This is a genomic window from Psychrobacter sp. TB67 (assembly GCF_000511065.1).
GTDB lineage: Bacteria > Pseudomonadota > Gammaproteobacteria > Pseudomonadales > Moraxellaceae > Psychrobacter > Psychrobacter okhotskensis.
In genome coordinates, this window is sequence record NZ_AYYA01000069.1 from 1 (window position 1) to 19,610 (window position 19,610).

19 protein-coding genes are annotated in these 19,610 nt (G+C 43.0%); 13 read left to right on the forward strand and 6 right to left on the reverse strand.

Annotation, left to right across the window (positions count from 1 at the left end):
- From W293_RS0113100 to W293_RS0113115, 4 genes are all read right to left on the reverse strand, one after another.
- Positions 1-422, reverse strand: a 422-nt coding sequence (locus W293_RS0113100; protein WP_025652747.1) for a helix-turn-helix domain-containing protein, incomplete at its 3' end; no start/stop codon positions are given.
- Positions 423-709: 287 nt separating this feature from the next.
- Entirely contained in the window at positions 710-2,326 is a 1,617-nt protein-coding gene (locus W293_RS0113105; RefSeq protein WP_025652865.1) for an NAD(P)/FAD-dependent oxidoreductase, read from the reverse strand.
- Between the two features lie 247 nt (positions 2,327-2,573).
- Positions 2,574-2,879 carry a putative quinol monooxygenase gene (locus W293_RS0113110; RefSeq protein WP_025652866.1) on the reverse strand — a complete coding sequence of 102 codons (306 nt, stop codon included), beginning with the start codon at positions 2,877-2,879 and terminating at the stop codon, positions 2,574-2,576.
- Positions 2,880-2,944: 65 nt separating this feature from the next.
- Positions 2,945-3,481 (reverse strand): zinc-binding dehydrogenase, encoded by a 537-nt coding sequence (locus W293_RS0113115; protein ID WP_025652867.1) that lies wholly within the window; start codon positions 3,479-3,481, stop codon positions 2,945-2,947.
- 697 nt (positions 3,482-4,178) lie between these two features.
- On the opposite strand from W293_RS0113115, the gene urtA reads away from it, so the two are divergent.
- The 12 genes from urtA to W293_RS0113175 all read left to right on the forward strand — a co-directional run bounded on the left by urtA (position 4,179) and on the right by W293_RS0113175 (position 16,859).
- Positions 4,179-5,489 (forward strand): urea ABC transporter substrate-binding protein, encoded by a 1,311-nt coding sequence (gene urtA / locus W293_RS0113120; RefSeq protein WP_025652868.1) that lies wholly within the window; start codon positions 4,179-4,181, stop codon positions 5,487-5,489.
- A 132-nt stretch (positions 5,490-5,621) separates the two neighbouring features.
- Positions 5,622-7,403 (forward strand): urea ABC transporter permease subunit UrtB, encoded by a 1,782-nt coding sequence (gene urtB, locus W293_RS0113125; protein WP_025652869.1) that lies wholly within the window; start codon positions 5,622-5,624, stop codon positions 7,401-7,403.
- Between the two features lie 10 nt (positions 7,404-7,413).
- Positions 7,414-8,484 (forward strand): urea ABC transporter permease subunit UrtC, encoded by a 1,071-nt coding sequence (gene urtC / locus W293_RS0113130; protein WP_025652870.1) that lies wholly within the window; start codon positions 7,414-7,416, stop codon positions 8,482-8,484.
- A gap of 113 nt (positions 8,485-8,597) precedes the next feature.
- Positions 8,598-9,404, forward strand: a complete 807-nt coding sequence (urtD, locus tag W293_RS0113135) for an urea ABC transporter ATP-binding protein UrtD (protein ID WP_051395057.1) — start codon at positions 8,598-8,600, stop codon at positions 9,402-9,404.
- A gap of 65 nt (positions 9,405-9,469) precedes the next feature.
- The gene (gene urtE, locus W293_RS0113140) at positions 9,470-10,168 is read left to right on the forward strand and encodes an urea ABC transporter ATP-binding subunit UrtE (protein WP_025652872.1); all 699 of its coding nucleotides are present in this window, start codon (positions 9,470-9,472) and stop codon (positions 10,166-10,168) included.
- A gap of 139 nt (positions 10,169-10,307) precedes the next feature.
- On the forward strand, positions 10,308-11,318 hold the full coding sequence (locus W293_RS0113145) for an urease accessory protein UreD (protein ID WP_025652873.1): 1,011 nt from the start codon (positions 10,308-10,310) through the stop codon (positions 11,316-11,318).
- Between the two features lie 136 nt (positions 11,319-11,454).
- Positions 11,455-11,757 (forward strand): urease subunit gamma, encoded by a 303-nt coding sequence (ureA, locus tag W293_RS0113150; protein WP_025652874.1) that lies wholly within the window; start codon positions 11,455-11,457, stop codon positions 11,755-11,757.
- 79 nt (positions 11,758-11,836) lie between these two features.
- Positions 11,837-13,963 (forward strand): urease subunit alpha, encoded by a 2,127-nt coding sequence (ureC, locus tag W293_RS0113155; protein WP_025652875.1) that lies wholly within the window; start codon positions 11,837-11,839, stop codon positions 13,961-13,963.
- An 82-nt stretch (positions 13,964-14,045) separates the two neighbouring features.
- Positions 14,046-14,567, forward strand: coding sequence for an urease accessory protein UreE (gene ureE / locus W293_RS0113160; RefSeq protein WP_025652876.1), 522 nt, complete (start codon positions 14,046-14,048; stop codon positions 14,565-14,567).
- Entirely contained in the window at positions 14,560-15,375 is an 816-nt protein-coding gene (locus tag W293_RS0113165) for an urease accessory protein UreF (protein ID WP_025652877.1), read from the forward strand. The genes ureE and W293_RS0113165 overlap by 8 nt, the downstream gene beginning before the upstream one ends.
- 38 nt (positions 15,376-15,413) lie before the next feature.
- Positions 15,414-16,067, forward strand: coding sequence for an urease accessory protein UreG (gene ureG, locus W293_RS0113170; RefSeq protein WP_025652878.1), 654 nt, complete (start codon positions 15,414-15,416; stop codon positions 16,065-16,067).
- A 117-nt stretch (positions 16,068-16,184) separates the two neighbouring features.
- Positions 16,185-16,859, forward strand: coding sequence for a HupE/UreJ family protein (locus W293_RS0113175; protein WP_025652879.1), 675 nt, complete (start codon positions 16,185-16,187; stop codon positions 16,857-16,859).
- A gap of 157 nt (positions 16,860-17,016) precedes the next feature.
- On the opposite strand, the gene W293_RS17065 is transcribed toward W293_RS0113175, so the two are convergent.
- Positions 17,017-17,238: a hypothetical protein gene (locus W293_RS17065; RefSeq protein WP_084212331.1), complete on the reverse strand. Its 222-nt coding sequence runs from the start codon at positions 17,236-17,238 to the stop codon at positions 17,017-17,019.
- Between the two features lie 172 nt (positions 17,239-17,410).
- Entirely contained in the window at positions 17,411-18,553 is a 1,143-nt protein-coding gene (locus W293_RS0113180; RefSeq protein ID WP_025652880.1) for an alkene reductase, read from the reverse strand.
- Between the two features lie 164 nt (positions 18,554-18,717).
- Between W293_RS0113180 and W293_RS0113185 the strand changes: the two genes are divergently transcribed.
- The gene (locus W293_RS0113185) at positions 18,718-19,602 is read left to right on the forward strand and encodes a LysR family transcriptional regulator (RefSeq protein WP_025652881.1); all 885 of its coding nucleotides are present in this window, start codon (positions 18,718-18,720) and stop codon (positions 19,600-19,602) included.
- Positions 19,603-19,610 lie beyond the last annotated feature (8 nt).

Here is a 19,610-nt window from a genome sequence, read left to right on the forward strand (position 1 = left end):
ATACGACCACGAGTCTCAGCAGTTAAACGCTGCCGATAAGGCTTGGCTTTACGTCTGAGACACTGCCATAACCTGCCGCCCTTACGCTTGTTTGTCCATATATAGCGATAAATGCTCATATGACTGAGTCCACCATGAACACCTGCTATTTGCTGGGGACTCCAGTTCTCTTTAAGCTTGTCTGTGACCCAGTCCCATACGTCAGCGATGATGCTGAGCGCATTGTTTGATCGTCTTGCACAAGCTTTCTTATGAGCGTTATTGACTCGGTAACCGCGCAGGCTTTTATTGCGTCTGATTTCTCTTAATATGGTACTGGGACTTCTGTTTAACGCCCGCGCTATAAAATTAATACTATGTTCTGCCCCTATAAGGGCATAAATCTGGTATCGTTCCCCTAGGCTTAGATGCGTATAGTTCATGGTTGCAATCTCACTTTGGTCGGTGGATAAAGACTTTGATGCTAGCGCATCTAGGTCTTTTTTTCACCTCACATTTGGTATTGCACTTCATGTGTTAATCTAAGTGTCTTAATATATCACAACACAACATTGCATAACTTACGATGCATTTTCATACAGCATACCTTCAAAGCAAAAAAAAGCCTTTCAAGCTTTATATTTTATAGCTTGAAAGGCTTTACCGATCACATGTCTTTATCTAGGTAAGCGTCTTAATATTGGGGTTTGCTTACCGTTTACAGCCGCTCTTACTCTATGTTCAACATCGATTTTGCCACAGCTTCAGCCACTTTAATACCATCAATCCCTGCTGATAATATACCACCTGCGTAGCCAGCACCTTCGCCTGCAGGGAATAATCCTTTGGTATTAATGCTTTGGAATTCTTTATTGCGTTTAATGCTGATTGGTGACGATGTTCTGGTTTCTACGCCAGTGAGTAAACCGTCGTCAGATGAAAATCCTTTAATTTTTTTATTAAATGCTGGAATGGCTTCACGTATGGCATCCACGGCAAAGTCAGGTAACGCTTTGCTTAAGTCAGTTAAGGTAATACCCGGTGTGTAAGAGGGTTTTACATCGCCTAATTCTGAGTCTGGCTTTCCTTTTAAGAAATCACCAATGGTTTGCGCTGGTGCACTGTAGTCTTTGCCGCCCAATTCAAACGCTAAGGTTTCTAGTTGTCTTTGTAAGTCGATACCAGCAAGAGGGTGATTTGGGTAATCTCGCTCTGGGTCAATGCCGACAACAATAGCACTGTTGGCGTTACGCTCGTTTCTTGAATATTGGCTCATGCCGTTAGTGACAACACGGCCTTCTTCTGATGCGGCGGCAACAACCGTTCCGCCTGGACACATACAGAAACTATAAACAGAACGACCGTTTTTACAATGATGAACCAGTTTGTAATCCGCAGCGCCAAGTATTTCGTTTCCAGCATTGTCACCAAAGCGTGCTTTGTCTATGGCCGACTGTTTATGTTCAATCCTAAAGCCAATAGAGAAAGGTTTTGCTTCAACGTACACGCCTTTATCATGGATCATTTCAAAAGTATCTCGGGCGCTATGACCAACAGCAAGAATGACATGATTGGTTTTTAAGATTTCGCCACTATTAAGGGTCATGCCCGTTACTTTTGCGTCAGTGATATGCAAGTCGTCTACGCGAGTAGCAAAACGGACTTCCCCACCGAGTGCTATGATCTCGGCACGCATTTTTTCTACCATGGTGACTAACTTGTACGTGCCTATGTGCGGTTTACTAACAAATAAAATTTCCTCTGGTGCGCCCGCTTTTACAAATTCAGTCATGACTTTACGGCCATAATGATTGGGATCTTTCACTTGGCTATATAATTTACCGTCAGAAAAAGTACCTGCTCCACCTTCACCAAATTGTACGTTGGATTCTGTGTTTAATTTACGCTGACGCCAAAAGCCAAAAGTGTCTTTGGTGCGTTGTCTTACTTCATTACCGCGTTCAATGATAATTGGTTTAAAACCCATTTGAGCAAGGGTAAGCCCTGCTAATAACCCACAAGGTCCAAAACCAATAACAACAGGACGCTCAATTAAATTCTCTGGTGCTTCACCTACATATTTGTAGCTGGTATCTGGTGTTGCTTTAACATGGTTGTCTGACTCAAATTGAACCAGTAAATCATTGGCTAACTCCGAGTCGGTCAGTGTGATGTCTAACGTATAAATTAATTGGATATTTCTTTTATTACGAGCATCATAACCACGTTTAAACATCACAAATGACGCCATTTGCTCAGCAGAAATTTTAAGTTTTGTCGTTATAGCAGTCGTTAGATCTTCAGGTGTATGATTTAATGGCAATTTAATTTCAGTTAAACGTATCATTGGTTACTCATAAACTAGTGTAGAAAACAGTCTCGCATTTTACTGGTACTGATACAAATAAGCGAATAAATATTTTACTTAGGCAGGATAAATTTACGGATTTGTATTGTAGTTTGAAAATGTTTTATGTTGTAGTTCGCTTAGCCATGTATAAGTCAATCTCATGATTTTGCTCTATCAGATTCGAATGTAATCGAACAAAACCATGGATTTTGAGTAGCGTCTAAAAACTTAAAATTAGCTACATTTATGAAATCGCCGTCATCTCAGTAATGATAAACTCATCGACCATCCCATCTGTCACTTTTACATAATTTTGGAAATGCGGACTTTGTACATGCTGCTGCAACGACTCGTTGTTTTCCCAAATCTCATAAACGATGAAACCAGTCATATTCGCATTATCTTGATGCAAGATATATTGAATACAACCTTGATCCGCTTGTGATGCTGCGGTTAGTGTCAGCAGCTCAGATTTGACCTGCTCGGCATGCTCAGGTTTAGCTTTAATAGTGGCAACGATAGTCAGTGGTTTGTTTGCTTGTGTGTTCATAAATGCTTCCTATGTTCAAATATTGGGATTGTTTTAGACGGTATAAAACATTTGTTTTTAAGAACTTATACAGGCCAGCCTTCTAGTACAACCTTACCATATGCTTGGCTGTTTTCTAACATTTGATGCGTGTCTCGTAAGTGCTCAGCCGTTATCGTACCAATATGATGGGCGATGGTGGTTTTAATCTCGCCAGCATCAATTATTTTTGCTACATCTATCAATAAACGATGCTGTTTAATCATGTCAGGCGTTTGGAATATTGAGCGGGTAAACATGAATTCCCAATGTAAACTTAAGCTTTTCATTTTAAGCGGTATGACGTCCAGTGTGACTGGATCATCAATAAGTCCAAGCTTTCCTTGTGGCTTTAAGCACTTAATAATCTCTTCATAATGCTTTTCCGTATTATTAAGACTGACGACGTAATCTACTTCAGTAATGCCAGTCTTTTGCAGCTCATCGTACAAAGCATTACGGTGATTAATCACATGATCCGCGCCCAAGTCTTTAAACCATTGTACGCTCTCATCTCTTAAAGCGGTGCCGATAATAGTAGCCGATGTTCTCACTTTTAATAGTTGCGTCAATATTGAGCCCACGCCGCTTGCTGCACCAACGACTAGTACCGATACATTATTTTCATAAGCACTTAGGATTTACCTATTTTTATAGAAATGGCACGGATGAACAATTTATCTGCCTGTGCCTGTCATGTGGATCTCTGTCCAGCGATCATGATTGCCTCTATTAAATACTTATAGAACAATATTAATACTTTGTTGTTTATCCGATCAATATATAAACTGCGCCTAATCAGCAAGGCTGAGCAGTGTTTTTAGCAATGCAAAGAGGCAATCGGTATTTTGGATAGTGTCACTTTATCTACATACACTGGTGGGCTTATTGGATATTGACTCAAGGTGAAATATTCTAAGTTAATGTCTATAGGATTGACAGCGTAAGTCTTATCCGTTCACACTTTTTAAACTTAATAGCACCTCGCTTACCACCCAATCGTTTTTTATGCACAGCTTTGGTTCTCTAAACCAGACGCTTATGGTGCATAAAAAACCATAAATCCATGATGGTGCATAAATAAGAACAATATTCTCTAATTAAGAACGATTTTGGTGCAAATTATTATACTTTAGGTTGGCACAAATATTGAGGTATTAATAGTAGTTAGGAATGGGCTGTTCATTCAGCCTAACCAAGCTGCTACTTTATCTTTTGGAGAAATATATGTCTTTGTTGCCCACTCTTATCACTGTTACTCCTATCAATACAAACTATCGTATCGATTCAAAATTGACATCACGTTTATCTGTATTAGCAGTCGCCATTATAGGAAGTTTAAGCCTGATTGGTTGTCAAAAACCTGCTGAAACCAATACTGAAACCAACTCTACAGCAACAAAAACTGAAACAACTGCGACTACTGCTACCCCTGCGGCAAATGGCGATACGATCAAAGTGGGTATCTTACATTCTTTGTCTGGAACGATGGCCATCTCTGAAACGTCATTAAAAGATACTGCCCTCATGACCATTGATGAAATAAATGCCAATGGCGGCGTGTTAGGTAAGCAGCTAGAGCCCGTCGTTGTAGATCCCGCTTCTGATTGGCCGTTATTCGCTGAAAAAGCTCGTCAGCTATTAACCCAAGACAAAGTTGATGTGATATTTGGTGGCTGGACATCGGTGTCACGTAAGTCAGTGCTGCCTGTCGTTGAAGAGTTAAATGGCCTCATGTTCTACCCTGTGCAGTACGAGGGTCAAGAGCAGTCAGAAAACATTTTTTACACTGGTGCGGCTCCCAACCAGCAAGCCATTCCTGCCGTTGAATACTTAATGAGTCCAGAGGGCGGTAGTGCAGAACGCTTTGTACTGCTTGGGACAGATTATGTCTACCCCCGTACTACCAATCAGATTTTACGGGCTTTCTTAAAGTCTAAAGGCGTCGCTGAAAAAGACATCATGGAAGAATATACTCCATTTGGCTTTAGCAACTATCAGACTATCGTTAGCAATATTAAAAGCTTCTCTACCGGTAAAAAGACGGCAGTTATCTCTACCATTAATGGCGACTCAAACGTGCCATTTTATCGTGAGCTTGCCAACCAAGGTATTAAAGCCTCTGACATTCCAGTTATGGCATTCTCAGTAGGAGAAGAAGAGCTTCGTGGTATCGATACCAGCTTGTTACAAGGGCATTTAGCGTCATGGAATTATTTTATGTCGGTTAAGAATCCCGTTAACAGCGCCTTCACCAAAAAGTATAAGAAATATGCACTAGATCATAAGCTACCGAATGCTGATAAGGTCGTGACCAACGACCCTATGGAAGCCACTTACGTCGGTATCAATATGTGGAAACAAGCGGTTGAAAAAGCGGGTACTACTGATGTCGATAAAGTGCGTATTAGTATGGGAGGTCAGACTTTTGACGCGCCATCAGGATATACCTTGAAAATGGATGAAGAAAATCATCACTTATGGAAGCCTGTCATGATCGGTCAAATCCGTGCCGATGGTCAGTTCGATGTGATCAGCAAAACGCCAAAAGTCATTCGTGCTGAGCCATGGAGTCAGTACATTCCTAAATAAGTTTATGGTCACCTAAACCTTAAACCTTAGTCCCTTAATGATATCAATACCAGCAACCCTTTAGAGCCTCTACTGATAAAACATTTTTTTAGTAGAGGTTAGAGGAGTGTTGACTGCAAAAAAGGAATTATCATGTCACATTATCCTTCCTATTATAAAAGTGACGCGCCAGCCAATTATTCTAATAATACTTTTATCATTACCCTATTATCTTTAGCACTATTACTGATTACTCCCACATCGTCTGTTTATGCTCACGAGACGCCAGTAGTACACAGTCATGACGAGGCAATATCTACTAATATGGTGGCTGCGACATCCAATGCTGTCAGTAATAAGACTTTGCTTGTTCAAAACGAGCAGTCTTTAATCACGCCAGCTAATGCTGTGATAGGTCAAGGGGATGCTATAGAACAATTTGTTGCTGCTGATTTCACCAAGCGCCAAACCATGCTCAATCAGTGGCCAGGGTCAGTTGAGAGTCTAGATACTTTGGTTGAGCTGATAAAAAATGATGAGCTCTACCAAGGCAATGGCGGGCAAACCTACCTACTTAACAGCGAAGATGAGCTATTTACTTATCCTACTAAGCAGCTGACCACCGAGTGGCCCAGCGACTTGGCGCAAGTGACTTTGACCAATACGCTACGCTCAGCTTTGGTGTTTGGACAAGCCAAAGTTAAGCTTGAATCAGACGATCCTAAGCAACGTATGCAGGCAGTAGCCATCTTAGCGGACAATATCGAGCAGCTAGATCCAGCGCTCATAAGTACTGCTGCCACTAATGAGCAAGATGTCGACGTCAAAACGGCGTTGAGCACTTTACAAGCGAGGATTGATTTTAGAGATGGCGACGTCGCTAAGCAAATTGTCGCGCTTACCGTGCTTGCCGATAGTGATAGCCCGCAAGTCTTAGTCGATGTCAAACGGGCATTGGCGGCGGACGATATCGATCCTGTGCTCAAATCTGCCCTGTTAGACGCTGAGACGAGTATCGAGCGACGTATTACTATCAGTACTTGGATAGGACATCTCTTTACTGGTATGAGTACCGCCAGTATCTTGTTATTAGCAGCACTTGGTCTTGCTATTACCTTTGGGCTACTGGGTGTCATCAATATGGCGCACGGTGAGCTGATTATGATTGGTGCTTACGCCACTTATATGGTGCAAAATTTATTTCAAGCGTATTTTCCCGGTATGGCAGGTTGGTATCTGGTTGCCGCTATACCCGTTGCTTTTTTAGTCAGTGCCATTATCGGCATGATTATCGAACGAATCGTTATTCGACCGCTTTATGGACGGGAGCTTGAAACCTTACTGGCAACCTTCGGTGTCAGTCTGATTCTTATGCAGTTGGTAAGGATGATATTTGGCGCGCAAAACGTTGAAGTCAGCAATGTTGACTGGTTAAGCGGTGCCTATCAAGTGTCCTCTAGCCTTGTACTCCCCTTCAACCGTATCGCTATTATCGGCTTTACGATCATTATTCTTATGCTACTAGTGTACTTACTTAAAAAGACTCGTTTCGGGCTATTTGTGCGCGCTGTGACGCAAAACCGGCAAATGGCGCGCGCGGTTGGTATCTCATCTGCCCGTATCGATATGTTGGCTTTTGGACTTGGTTCAGGTCTCGCAGGTCTCGCTGGCTGTGCGTTAGCGCAAGTAGGCAACGTCGGACCTGACTTAGGTCAAACTTATATTATTGATGCGTTCTTAGTCGTCGTGGTTGGCGGTGTTGGGCAAGTATGGGGCGCGGTATTGGCATCTTTAGGTCTTGGCGTCAGTGGTACGGTGCTTGAGATTGGCATTGGTGCTGTGATGGCTAAGATTGTTTTACTGGTTCTTGTGATTTTGTTTATTCAAAAACGTCCACAAGGTTTGTTTGCCCTCAAAGGCCGTTTTGTGGATTAAGGAGAACCTAATGCGTTTGACTCAATTATTATCTGATTCCCCACGTAATGCCATTTTGATTGGTTTATGTTTTTTGGTGTTACTGATATTGCCTTGGCTCCATCTACTACCTGAAACCTCTAGTTTTCATTTGTCTGCTTACTGGATAACGCTCATCGGTAAAATAATGGCACTGGCTATGGTAGCACTGGCGCTAGATCTCGTCTGGGGCTACGCTGGCATTCTAAGCTTAGGACATGGTCTTTATTTTGCTTTGGGCGGTTATGCCTTTGGTATGTACTTGACGCGTGAAACGGCTGGCGCTGGTATCCCAGACTTTATGCGCTTCTTAAGTTGGACCGAATTGCCGTGGTATTGGGCAGGCACTCAACACTTTTGGTGGGCGATGGCTCTAGTGGTGTTAGTTCCCGGTTTGGTTGCTTTTATCTTTGGTTATTTTGCTTTTCGCTCAAAAATCAAAGGTGTTTATTTTTCGATTATCACTCAAGCCATGACCTACGCTGCCGCCTTATTATTCTTCCGTAATGAGACAGGCTTCGGTGGTAACAATGGCTTCACAGGTTTTACCACGCTATTAGGCTATGACATCACTGCTGCTTCAACGAGAGCTGTGCTGTGCTTTACGACTGCTTTGGCGCTGCTAGTGTCATATCTTGGCCTACGCTATCTGATGAGTCAGCCTTACGGGCGCGTGCTCGGTGCCATTCGTGATAGTGAAAATCGCTTGCAGTATTTAGGCTATCGCACGCTTTGGTACAAGCTTTCGGCTTGGGTATTGTCTGCAGTCATTGCTGGTATCGCTGGTGCTCTATATGTACCGCAAGTTGGCATCATTAACCCAGGCGAGATGAACCCAGTCAACTCTATCGAGATGGCAGTATGGGTGGCTGCTGGAGGGAGAGGGTCACTCATCGGTGCTATCGTAGGCGCAGGTGCCGTGAATGTTATTAAAACTTACTTTACGGTGGCCTACCCTGAGTTTTGGTTGCTTATTCTAGGTGGACTATTCGTGGTGGTTACTTTGTTTTTACCTAACGGGATTATTGGCGTACTCGATCGTTTTAAGAAGGAAAAAGAATAATGTCAAAAGTACCTAATGAAACTGACCGTAGTATAAATACCCCAGCTAGGACTCTTAAATCTGCTAACAGCATAGCGACTGCAGAAACCACACCTACCCGACCAGTCACTACTTTGGCTGAAGATTATGGAGATAGTGCTGGCTTGGCGCATCCTGTTCCTAAATCAGGTCCAGATATGAGACATGGTATTGCGCTATATTTGGAAGACGTTAGCGTCTGGTTTGACTCGTTCCGTGCACTCAATGACTTATCTTTATACATTGAGACGGGCGAGCTACGCTGCATCATCGGTCCCAATGGCGCAGGTAAGACCACGTTAATGGATGTTATCACTGGTAAAACGCGTCCGACCAAAGGTAGCGCGTTTTTTGGTCAAGTACATAATTTGGCCAAGCTGTCTACCGAAGAGATTGCCGAAGCAGGCATTGGTCGTAAGTTTCAAAAACCAACGGTATTTGAAAACTTTACCGTCCTTGATAACTTAATGCTAGCGGCCCCCAAAGATAAGCGGGTATCAAAAAGCTGGTTTACTAAAATTGATGCTGACACAAAAAACACACTTGACTCAACGCTACAGCAGATTCGCTTAAAAGACCTGATCAACAAGCCAGCCGGACTGTTATCTCATGGTCAAAAGCAGTGGTTAGAGATTGGAATGTTACTGATGCAAAGACCAAAGCTTATCTTACTTGATGAGCCTGTGGCAGGCATGACCGATGCCGAAACTGAACATACCGCTGAGTTATGTTTGCGCCTTAAAAAGAATCATACCTTAATCGTGGTTGAACATGATATGACCTTTATTGATGCCATCAGTGAGAAAGTGACAGTTTTGGCAAATGGCGCTATTTTGGCTGAAGGGACATTGAGTGAAGTACAGAACAATGAGGCCGTTATCGAGACCTATTTAGGTCGATGATACATTCAGGTCGATAATAAATAGTAGCTCTTAAACTTGACTTAAAAAAGAATAAAGGTATTTATATGTTAGAAGTCAATGCCATAAATCAATATTACGGTGGCAGTCACATCTTACGTGATGTCACCCTCGCCGCCCCGTTAGGAGAATGTAGCGTGGTACTGGGTCGTAATGGCGTCGGTAAAACCACTTTGCTTAAATGCTTGATGGGTATCCTACCCATCAAATCAGGTGAAATTTTATTAAACGGTAAGGATATTAGTAAGATGACGCCTGAACAGCGTGTACGCGCAGGACTCGCTTATGTACCGCAAGGCCGTGATATCTTTTCCACCTTGACCGTTGAAGAAAATATTCTAATTGGCATGGCTAAATTCTCTCAACGAAAAGCAAGTAAAGTACCCAAACACTTATATGATATATTTCCAGTGCTGGACGAGATGAAACATCGTCGCGGCGGCGATCTATCAGGCGGTCAACAGCAGCAGTTAGCTATTGCGCGTGCGCTGGCCTCTGAGCCTCAAGTGCTGGTACTTGATGAGCCTACCGAAGGCATTCAGCCGTCAATTATTAAAGACATCGGTAGAGTCATTCGTAGTCTTGCTGATAAAGGCGATATGGCCATCATTTTGGTCGAGCAATTTTATGATTTTGCTGAAGAGCTTGCCGATAACTATACTGTGCTTTCTCGAGGGCAAGTCGTTGCTCATGGAGCGGGATGTGATATGGCAGAAAATAATATCCAAGAATTGGTGGCAATCTAATGAGCAGCTACTAGATTCTACGTATTAAATAAAGCTTCGAGAAGGTAATACATGCTATATTTTTACTAGCTGTGATAGTCAAACTTATAGTCAAAATTGGGTTTAACAACATACAGCATAGTTTTAAGGATATTATATTTTGACTTGGCAATCCTCGCTACAGCTCCATTTCGACCATTTAGCGGATAAGACTAAAACTCGGCTGTGTCATCGTGCCCATACTGGTGCGCTAATGGTGCAGCGCGCGCTTTATCCTGAGCCTGACAGTCAAACAGGGATTTGCCATATTTATGTGTTGTATCCTCCTGCTGGTATTGCCGATAATGACCGCTTAACGTTAGCATTTAATCTACACTCTAATAGTCACGCGGTGATTACCACCCCTGGAGCCGGCAAATGGTACGGACAACGCAAGTCATTGCGATCCTCTAGACCCAACGCAAAATTTACCAACGGTACTTCATCAGCAAAAAACAACGTCTCCGACCATGCCCTTTATGATAGCTCCTGCTCTCATACTATTAGCAACACTTTCAACGATACCGTCAGCGCAGAACAACATATCGACGCGCGCCTTGATGACCACGCTATTCTTGAATGGCTACCCCAAGAAAGCATTTATTATGATCATTCCGTCTCTAATGCCAACAATCGCTTTTATTTAGCTAAGACGGCAAGCTTGCTGACTTGGGATATTGCGGTGTTCGGACGGCAAGCGTATCAAGAAACTTTTGCTAATGGTTATTATGCCAACCGCTTAGAGATATGGCGTGATGGCAATTTATTGGTCAGTGAGTGCACCTCCCAGCAAGCCAATACGCGCTGGTTTACCTCACCGCTTGGGTTAAACAATCATCATGTTCATGGCTCTTTTTGGGCAATACCTAGCACAGAGATTATTGCGCCTGAGCTGCAGAATAATCCGCTCAAGCTTGGTCAGTATTTAGATACCACTATTACCGAGATACGCCATCTTATCGATCAGCAGTTACTACCCATTCACTGTACTCATAATTATCAAGGTATTAATTGCCGTTATTTGGGGTCAGATGTGCGCGCCTGCTTTGAATCTTTTTACCAAGTCCGCGAGCTTATCAGGTCTAAATGGTACACGCTTGAGCCTCATCGACCGAGAATTTGGGACACCTAATATTATGTGCTTCCACTTAATCTCATCCTTAAACTACGCTTGGTCAAACCGAAATAACTTTATTTAAAATATTTGCTTTATAAAGGTTAAAAACGGTTAATAACCTTTAAAGTAAAATAATTATCGAGGAAGCTTTATGCAATTAAACCCTACCGAAAAAGATAAACTCCTGCTATTTACTGCCGGTATGGTGGCGGAACGTCGTAAAAATCGTGGCGTCAAGCTAAATTACCCTGAGTCTATCGCCTACATCAGCATGTTACTGATGGAAGGTGCGCGTGATGGCAAAACCGTGGCGCAGCTGATGAGTGAAGGGGCCACTTATCTCTCTACCGATGACGTCATGGAAGGCATTGCAGAGATGATACAGGATGTCCAAGTTGAAGCCACTTTCCCCGATGGCACTAAGCTGGTGACGGTACATAATCCCATCGTATAGCTTGTTTGCTATAAAACCGTATAAAACGATATTGAACGCGAATAAAGCCATTGCCGTAAGACAATTAAGGATAATAAAAATGACGATGAAAGCAGGCGAATATAAGATTAAAGCAGGCGATATGGCTTTAAATGCTAATCGCTGTGTTCAAACGGTAGCGGTAATCAATACAGGCGACCGCCCTATTCAAATCGGTTCTCACTATCACTTCTTTGAGGTAAACGCGGCACTGAGCTTTGATCGAGAGTCGACGCTTGGCTATCGACTCAATATCCTATCTGGCACTGCGGTACGCTTTGAGCCTGGGCAAACGCGTGAAGTGGAGCTAGTCGCTATCGCCGGTAGACATCACATTTATGGTTTTGCCGGAAAAGTCATGGGACTAGCCAAAGTCAAAGCCACCAAAGACACTTCGCAAAAACGCATTGATAGACGTATTTATGCTGAGCACTTTGGCCCTACTACAGGGGACAAAGTACGCTTAGCAGATACTCATTTATGGCTTGAGGTCGAGTATGATTTGACTAACCATAGTGACCAAAGTACTGATATTGTTAGCATCGGTGAAGAGGTTAAGTTTGGCGGCGGTAAAGTCATTCGCGATGGCATGGGTCAGTCACAGCTAATAGGTGAGCAAGTTGCCGATACTATTATTACCAATGCTTTGATTGTCGACTATAGCGGTATTTATAAAGCAGATATCGCTATCAAAGAGGGTCGTATCAGTGGTATTGGTAAAGCTGGCAACCCTGATATTCAGCCTAACGTGACGTTACCTATTGGCGCGGCTACCGAAATTATCGCAGGGGAAGGTAAAATCTTGACTGCTGGCGGTATTGATAGTCATATTCATTTTATCGCGCCGCAGCAGTGTGAAACGGCATTGATGTCTGGTGTGACTACGATGCTTGGCGGTGGCACGGGGCCTGCTGAAGGTACTCTAGCCACTACTTGTACGCCTGGTGCTTATCATATTCATAGTATGCTAAAAGCCACTGATTCTATTGCGATGAATATCGGATTCTTAGGTAAAGGCAATGTTAGTTTGCCTACGCCTATTGTGGAGCAGATTGAAGCAGGCGCTATTGGTCTTAAACTTCATGAAGACTGGGGCTCCACGCCCAAAGCCATTGATAACTGCCTTAGTGTGGCTGAAGAATATGATGTGCAAGTGGCTATTCATACCGATACGTTGAATGAAAGCGGCTATTTGGATAGCACTCTAGGCGCGTTTAAAGATCGCTGTATTCATACCTTCCATACCGAAGGAGCCGGTGGCGGTCATGCCCCAGATATCTTAAAAGCTATTGGCGAAACCAACGTTTTGCCGTCATCAACCAACCCAACGCGCCCTTTCACTATTAATACCATTGACGAGCATCTCGACATGCTCATGGTTTGCCACCATCTAAGCCCAGCCATTGCTGAAGATGTGGCTTTTGCAGAAAGCCGCATTCGTAAAGAAACCATTGCCGCTGAAGATATCTTACAAGATATGGGCGCCATCTCCATGATGAGTAGTGATTCGCAAGCGATGGGACGCGTGGGAGAAGTCATTATTCGCACGTGGCAAACGGCTGATAAGATGAAAGCCCAACGTGGCCACCTTGCTCCAGATCAATCAGCTAAAACCGAGCAATCTTCAGAGCATATCATGCTAAGTCCTACTGACTCTGATAGCGGCAATGATAATTTTCGTATCAAACGTTACCTCGCAAAATACACCATCAATCCCGCAATCACTCATGGCATTAGTGATGAAGTGGGGTCACTTGAAATAGGCAAATGGGCAGATTTAGTGTTATGGTCGCCTGCATTTTTTGGAGTAAAGCCTGACCTAATCATTAAAGGGGGTTTAATTGCAGCAGCGCCTATGGGCGACCCCAATGCCTCCATTTCCACTCCGCAGCCTGTGCACTATCGCAGCATGTTTGGTAGCTTCCCCAAAACTGTAGCGCAGACTTGCATTACCTTTATGTCAAGCGCTGCTATAGACAAGGGCGTTGACAAGCAATTAGGATTAGAAAAAGTTATCAAAGCCGTACACAACATCCGTCAAGTACGCAAACAAGACATGAAGTTTAACAGCTACTGTCCTCAGATGGAGGTCAATCCCGAGACTTATGAAGTATATGCTGATGGTGAACTGTTGACCTGTGAGCCTGCTGAATATCTACCGATGGCACAGCGCTATTTTTTATTCTAGCTGCTTTTTATTTTAGTAGTGATGACCCCTAATCAAACATAAAACCTTAAATTATTGGTTTTAACTGACTATAGACATACTTATGAAAATTTATACGCAACGCCTCGATAAATCAGACCTAAACGCTGTACAGCAAGCCTTGATTGATAGCCATAAAAAGGCAGAAAACTTTTTATATCTAGATTTTGATACTCGTCAACGTAGCCGGTTTAAAGCAGAAACTCAACATCAAGAAGCCGTTGGTGTTGATCTACCGCGTACGGAAACCATTAAAAATGGCAGTGTACTGGCGGATAATCAAGGCAACTTAATACAGATTATGGCTGCCAAGCAAGCCTTAATCGAAGTGACTGCCGATAATAGCTTTGATCTCATGAAGGGCGCTTACCATTTAGGCAATCGTCATGTTCCTTTAATGATTACACCTAAGGCGCTATATTTTGAGCCTGACCATGTTTTAGAAGCAATGTTAAATCAACTTAGACTACGTACCCAAGCCGTACAAGCGCCGTTTGAGCCAGAAACTGGTGCATACAAAGGCAATCATGGCGGGCATTCTCATGGTCATGATCATTCACACAGGCATGGTCACTCTCATGACTAATCATGCCACGCCTTCACAGCAGACTACCAGTACAGCACAAGGTACAAACAACTTGAATAATACAGATGTGACCGGACGGCTGTTGATGTTGGCTTCAAGTAACTTGCCTATTGGCAGTTATACCTACTCGCAAGGCATAGAACCCGCTATTGAGTCAGGTCTCATTCATAACGAAAGCAGTACTTTAGAGTTTATGAGTGATTATTTGGAACTGGCGTTATGTCGTTATGAGCTACCACTACTGGCGCTCATGATTGAAGCCCTTATGGTTGATGACGTAGAGCTGGCTGATGCTTTAGGTGCAGATTACCACGCCAGCCGTGAAAGCAAAGAGTTCGTTTATGAGTCGAGCCAATTGGCACTGTCTTTATCTGCATGGCTAGACAATGTTCTTGAGCTCAACGTGCCTGATAGCTTACTCGCACATGGGTTTTTGCCACTATTTGCCCATATCAGCTCACATTGGCAATTTAACCCTGTACAAGCTATGACTACTTACGCCTTTGGTCAAATAGAAAATATGGTGCTGGCGGCGGTTAAAACGGTACCGCTTGGGCAAATGGCAGGACAGCGAATCATTTGGCAATTACAGCAGTTATTAAGCACGCAGGTATATCCATTGGCTACCAGCGTCAAGCAAAGCTTTTTGCAAGTTCAAGACATGCCGTTAGAGCTCAACACACCTAATGTAAGTATATTAAAGCTAAATCTACTTTATAAACAGCTACACATGTCCGCTAATTTACCCAATTTAGCGATACTGTCTTGTCAGCATGAAAGGCAATACAGCCGTTTATTTCGCTCTTAATCGCTAATCAACACAACCCTTCTTAAGGAAATTTATTTATGGCACTGACACCTAAAGTCGAAAGCAAACATTCAGACACGACACTGTCTCCCCTACGCCTAGGTATTGGCGGTCCCGTTGGTTCAGGAAAAACGGCATTAACACTAAGATTATGTCAACGCTTGCGTGATGACGTCGATATGGCAGTGGTGACTAATGACATTTATACCAAAGAGGACTCTGAATTTTTAACCCGCAATAATGCCATGCCAGCTGAGCGTATTCGTGGTGTCGAAACGGGTGGCTGCCCGCATACTGCCATTCGTGAAGATGCATCAATTAACCTCTCTGCTATCGCCGAATTACAAAATCAATTTAAAGATCTTGAGCTTATTATTATCGAATCTGGTGGTGATAATTTGGCAGCAACTTTTAGCCCTGAATTATCAGACTTGACCTTATATGTCATTGATGTTTCAGCAGGCGATAAAATCCCTCGTAAAGGTGGACCTGGCATCATGAAATCTGACTTACTTATTATTAATAAAACCGATCTTGCCCCTTTAGTAGGCGCATCGCTTGAGGTTATGGCACATGATGCGAAAAAAATGCGCGGCGATAAGCCGGTAGTCTTTAGTAACATGAAAACAGGCGAAGGGCTTGATGACATTGTAGCCTTCATCCTTGATAAAGGCATGATAAGTGTGGCGTAAGACGCTACATATAATGTCTCATGCCATGGCATAAAGAGATGTTATACAAACCACTGACTGATAAGTAAATTATTAGACAGTGATCATATCCATTTGTTAACTAATTAAGGATTTATTATGACAAAAAAAACATCACAAACTATGATACGCAAAAATTTTACTCGCAAAACTGCAACGGCTAGTGGCTTAGCATTGTTATCATTACTACCAACACTCGCATTTGCTCACCCTGGACACGACTTGCTAGCAGATGGATCATTTAGTACTTCTATATTATCTGGTATGTTGCACCCTTTAACTGGGTTAGACCATCTTATGTTAGCGCTGGGTATGGGCTTACTATTTTCTCAAATGCACAGTTTTAAAAAGGGCTTTGTAGCACTGTTAATTGGTTTAGTAGCAGGTTTTGCAATGAGTTTAAGTGTGAGCCTGAACAGCTTGTTTATTGAATACGGTATCGTACTGTCTATCGTATTACTAACCATGGCACTTATGAGCAGCTACTTTAACAGTGCATTAAATCAAAGCAGTGAGACGTCCGTCAAAACCGTGTATAACTTTTTAGTAATCGGCTTTGGGGCGCTTGCTATGTTCCACGGTGCAGCCCATGCAATCGAAGTTCCTGTAAACGGCAATACCGCTGGCTTCTTTACAGGTATGATTGTTGCTATGCTAGGTCTATATACTGTCGGCAAAGGCGTGGCCACTTATCTAAACAATTACCTGCAAGATAGCTTGATTATTCAACGCGTTATGGCGGTTGTCGGTCTATGCGCTGTACTATTTAGTTAGGGCGTATCATCAATTAAACCAAACAACACAAGACGCTTTAGTCGCTAGGGCAATACCTTCAACTGTCATGAGTATTTGAATGAAGTTATAAAATACAAATTCAAGATATTGTCGTCTGATAGAGACTTATTTGGCAAAATCACGGTATACATAGCGATTACTTATTTCTTCTTAAACGCTCAATGACCCAGCCTGCTAGTGGGAAAGACACCAACTGTGTCAGTGGAACAAGTATTATCGTTTCAATTAATACCACCACTGGCAGGCTTAATCCTTGGGTCACAGGCTTTAGTAACGTTAACACGATCAAGAGCGTCGGATAAAGGCCGACATATCCTACTAATATGCGTATCAGTCTGTCTTTAACTTTCTCATTCATTGTATTACACCAGAAACCATTAAGTTTATAAGTAAAAATAAGGCCACGAATGGCCTTATTTTATTAACTATTTTCGTTTTTTAACTATTCTTGATATAGTCGTTCCACTATTAAATAAATACAGCGTTAAAATTTACACCAGTAGCGCCTGATAATAGTTATACTTTTTTATTTAGGACTGACTATAGCGCGGATAATCACTATAGCCAATCTCAGTGCCGCCATACATCGTGGCAGGATCTGTCTCATTAAGTGGCCAATTATTGGCTATGCGCTCAGGTAAATCGGGATTAGCAATAAAAGGACGACCAAAAGCAAATAAATCCCCATAACCTTTAGATAGTATATCGACCGACTTCTGCACAGTGTATTTACCCGCATAAATAATACGTCCTGAAAACTCAGCTCTGACCGCTTGATAAAAAGGCTCTGGTAAATCAGGCGCATTGTCCCAATCAGCCTCTGCAATGGATAGGTAAGCAATGCCTGCTTGTTCAAGTACTTTAACGGCTTCGATATAAGTATGATGCGGGTCTGATTCTACGAGACCCAAATACACACGGGTCTCGTTGGTACTCGCAAATAAAGGCGCAAAACGCACGCCTAAACGATCAGCACCAACCACATCACTGACGGCAGCGACCACTTCTTGTAAAAAACGCAGACGATTAGACAGTGAACCACCATATTGATCATCGCGTGTATTGCTATGCTCAGAGATGAATTGATTCACTAAATAACCATTGGCACAATGCAGCTCTACCCCGTCAAATCCAGCTTTTAATGCGTTGCGAGCAGCTTGTGCATACATCGCGACCAACTCGCCCACCTCTTCTGTACTGAGTGCGCGTGGCTCACTTGGATCAGCTAAAGCGCCCTCGCCTGGACCGGTTTCAATAAATACTTTGACGTTAGTGGCAGTGATAGCAGATGGAGCGATAGGCTGAGCTTGATTTGGTTGTAAGCTGGTATGAGACACACGGCCAACGTGCCAAAGCTGAGCGAAAATAATACTGCCTTTGGCATGTACCGCCTGCGTGACTTTTTTCCAGCCTTCAATTTGGGCTGGTGAATAAATGCCTGGCGTCCATGCGTAACCTTGACCTCTTGGCTCAATCTGTGTGCCTTCGGTCACCATAAAGCCTGCCGAGGCGCGCTGTGCATAATAGCTTGCCATTAAGTCATTAGGGATGTTGTCAGGTTGCGTGCTACGAGAGCGCGTCAACGGTGGCATCACGATACGGTTTTTAAGCGTATAAGGTCCAAGTTCTACAGAGGAGAATAATGTACTGGTATTTGGTATAGATTGTTTCATAACACTCTCTTTTGAAGCAAACGGATAGGCTTATTCTTTGAGCCAAGCACCCTGTTTTCAGGTTTGATTGGCGACTTAAGCAATGTTGGTCAGCATAGAGTTTTATAGGTACAATTAGAAACAACCTTTTCTTGTTTAAGATACAATTATTAATGGTATTAATTATGGATGGTATGAACCGGCTTGATATCAAGCAGCTCAGAGTGCTACAGGCATTACTTGATCTAAAAAATCTCTCAAAAGTTGCACGCAAAATGGGTCTGACGCAACAAGCGATTAGCGAGCAGTTGCGTAAGCTGCGCGATCTATTTGATGACCGTCTATTTATTCGTCAAGGCAATAGCATGGTGGCAACGCCAAAGGCACTATCGCTGCAACAACCTATTGACGAGATATTAAAGCAGTTGGAAGTATTATTAGAGCCGGAGGTATTTACGCCGCAAACCTATAAAGGCGTCTTTACGATTAGCGCGACCGACTATGCGACGCAGGCATTATTGCCGCAATTGTTTCATATAACGCGCCGTGAAGCGCCTGATTTAAAATTGATCGTGCGCGACTTCGCCTTGGACAATATTAATCAGCTGATTGCGGCAGGCGAACTTGATTTGCTGATTACTTTTCCAGAGTTTATTCCTGATAACTTATCGTATGTTACTTTGCTTGAAGAGCAGCACTTATGTATTACAGGTTATAAAAATGAGTTGGCAACAGAGATATTGACACTGGCGCAAATTGCCGTACACCCGCAGCTAGTAGTATCCCCTTCGCGTGCCAATTTGCGTGGCTCCCATGATCAATGGTTCGCTGAAAAAGGCCTTAAGCGAAACATCGTGATGTCAGTCCCTAGCTTTTCAGCGGTACCAGATATTCTACACACCACCGATATGATTGCGTTTTATCCTGCGCGACTATTGCCAAACAGTAAGGTTAAAGAGATTGCTGTGGAAGCCTTACCGCCAACCTTTAAGGTAATAGCCGCATGGCATCCACGTACCAATGACAGTGGCATACACCGTTGGTTAATTGAGCAATTAAAAAATTTATAACGTATAGG

Excerpts from the sequence above, each read along its gene's own strand:
- ureC (WP_025652875.1), top strand. The coding sequence starts at position 11,837 with ATGACGATGAAAGCAGGCGAATATAAGATTAAAGCAGGCGATATGGCT.
- ureE (WP_025652876.1), top strand. The coding sequence starts at position 14,046 with ATGAAAATTTATACGCAACGCCTCGATAAATCAGACCTAAACGCTGTA.
- W293_RS0113165 (WP_025652877.1), top strand. The coding sequence starts at position 14,560 with ATGACTAATCATGCCACGCCTTCACAGCAGACTACCAGTACAGCACAA.
- urtB (WP_025652869.1), top strand. The coding sequence starts at position 5,622 with ATGTCACATTATCCTTCCTATTATAAAAGTGACGCGCCAGCCAATTAT.
- W293_RS17065 (WP_084212331.1), bottom strand. The coding sequence starts at position 17,238 with ATGAATGAGAAAGTTAAAGACAGACTGATACGCATATTAGTAGGATAT.
- W293_RS0113185 (WP_025652881.1), top strand. The coding sequence starts at position 18,718 with ATGGATGGTATGAACCGGCTTGATATCAAGCAGCTCAGAGTGCTACAG.
- W293_RS0113105 (WP_025652865.1), bottom strand. The coding sequence starts at position 2,326 with ATGATACGTTTAACTGAAATTAAATTGCCATTAAATCATACACCTGAA.
- W293_RS0113175 (WP_025652879.1), top strand. The coding sequence starts at position 16,185 with ATGACAAAAAAAACATCACAAACTATGATACGCAAAAATTTTACTCGC.
- urtC (WP_025652870.1), top strand. The coding sequence starts at position 7,414 with ATGCGTTTGACTCAATTATTATCTGATTCCCCACGTAATGCCATTTTG.
- W293_RS0113180 (WP_025652880.1), bottom strand. The coding sequence starts at position 18,553 with ATGAAACAATCTATACCAAATACCAGTACATTATTCTCCTCTGTAGAA.
- W293_RS0113110 (WP_025652866.1), bottom strand. The coding sequence starts at position 2,879 with ATGAACACACAAGCAAACAAACCACTGACTATCGTTGCCACTATTAAA.
- urtE (WP_025652872.1), top strand. The coding sequence starts at position 9,470 with ATGTTAGAAGTCAATGCCATAAATCAATATTACGGTGGCAGTCACATC.
- ureA (WP_025652874.1), top strand. The coding sequence starts at position 11,455 with ATGCAATTAAACCCTACCGAAAAAGATAAACTCCTGCTATTTACTGCC.
- ureG (WP_025652878.1), top strand. The coding sequence starts at position 15,414 with ATGGCACTGACACCTAAAGTCGAAAGCAAACATTCAGACACGACACTG.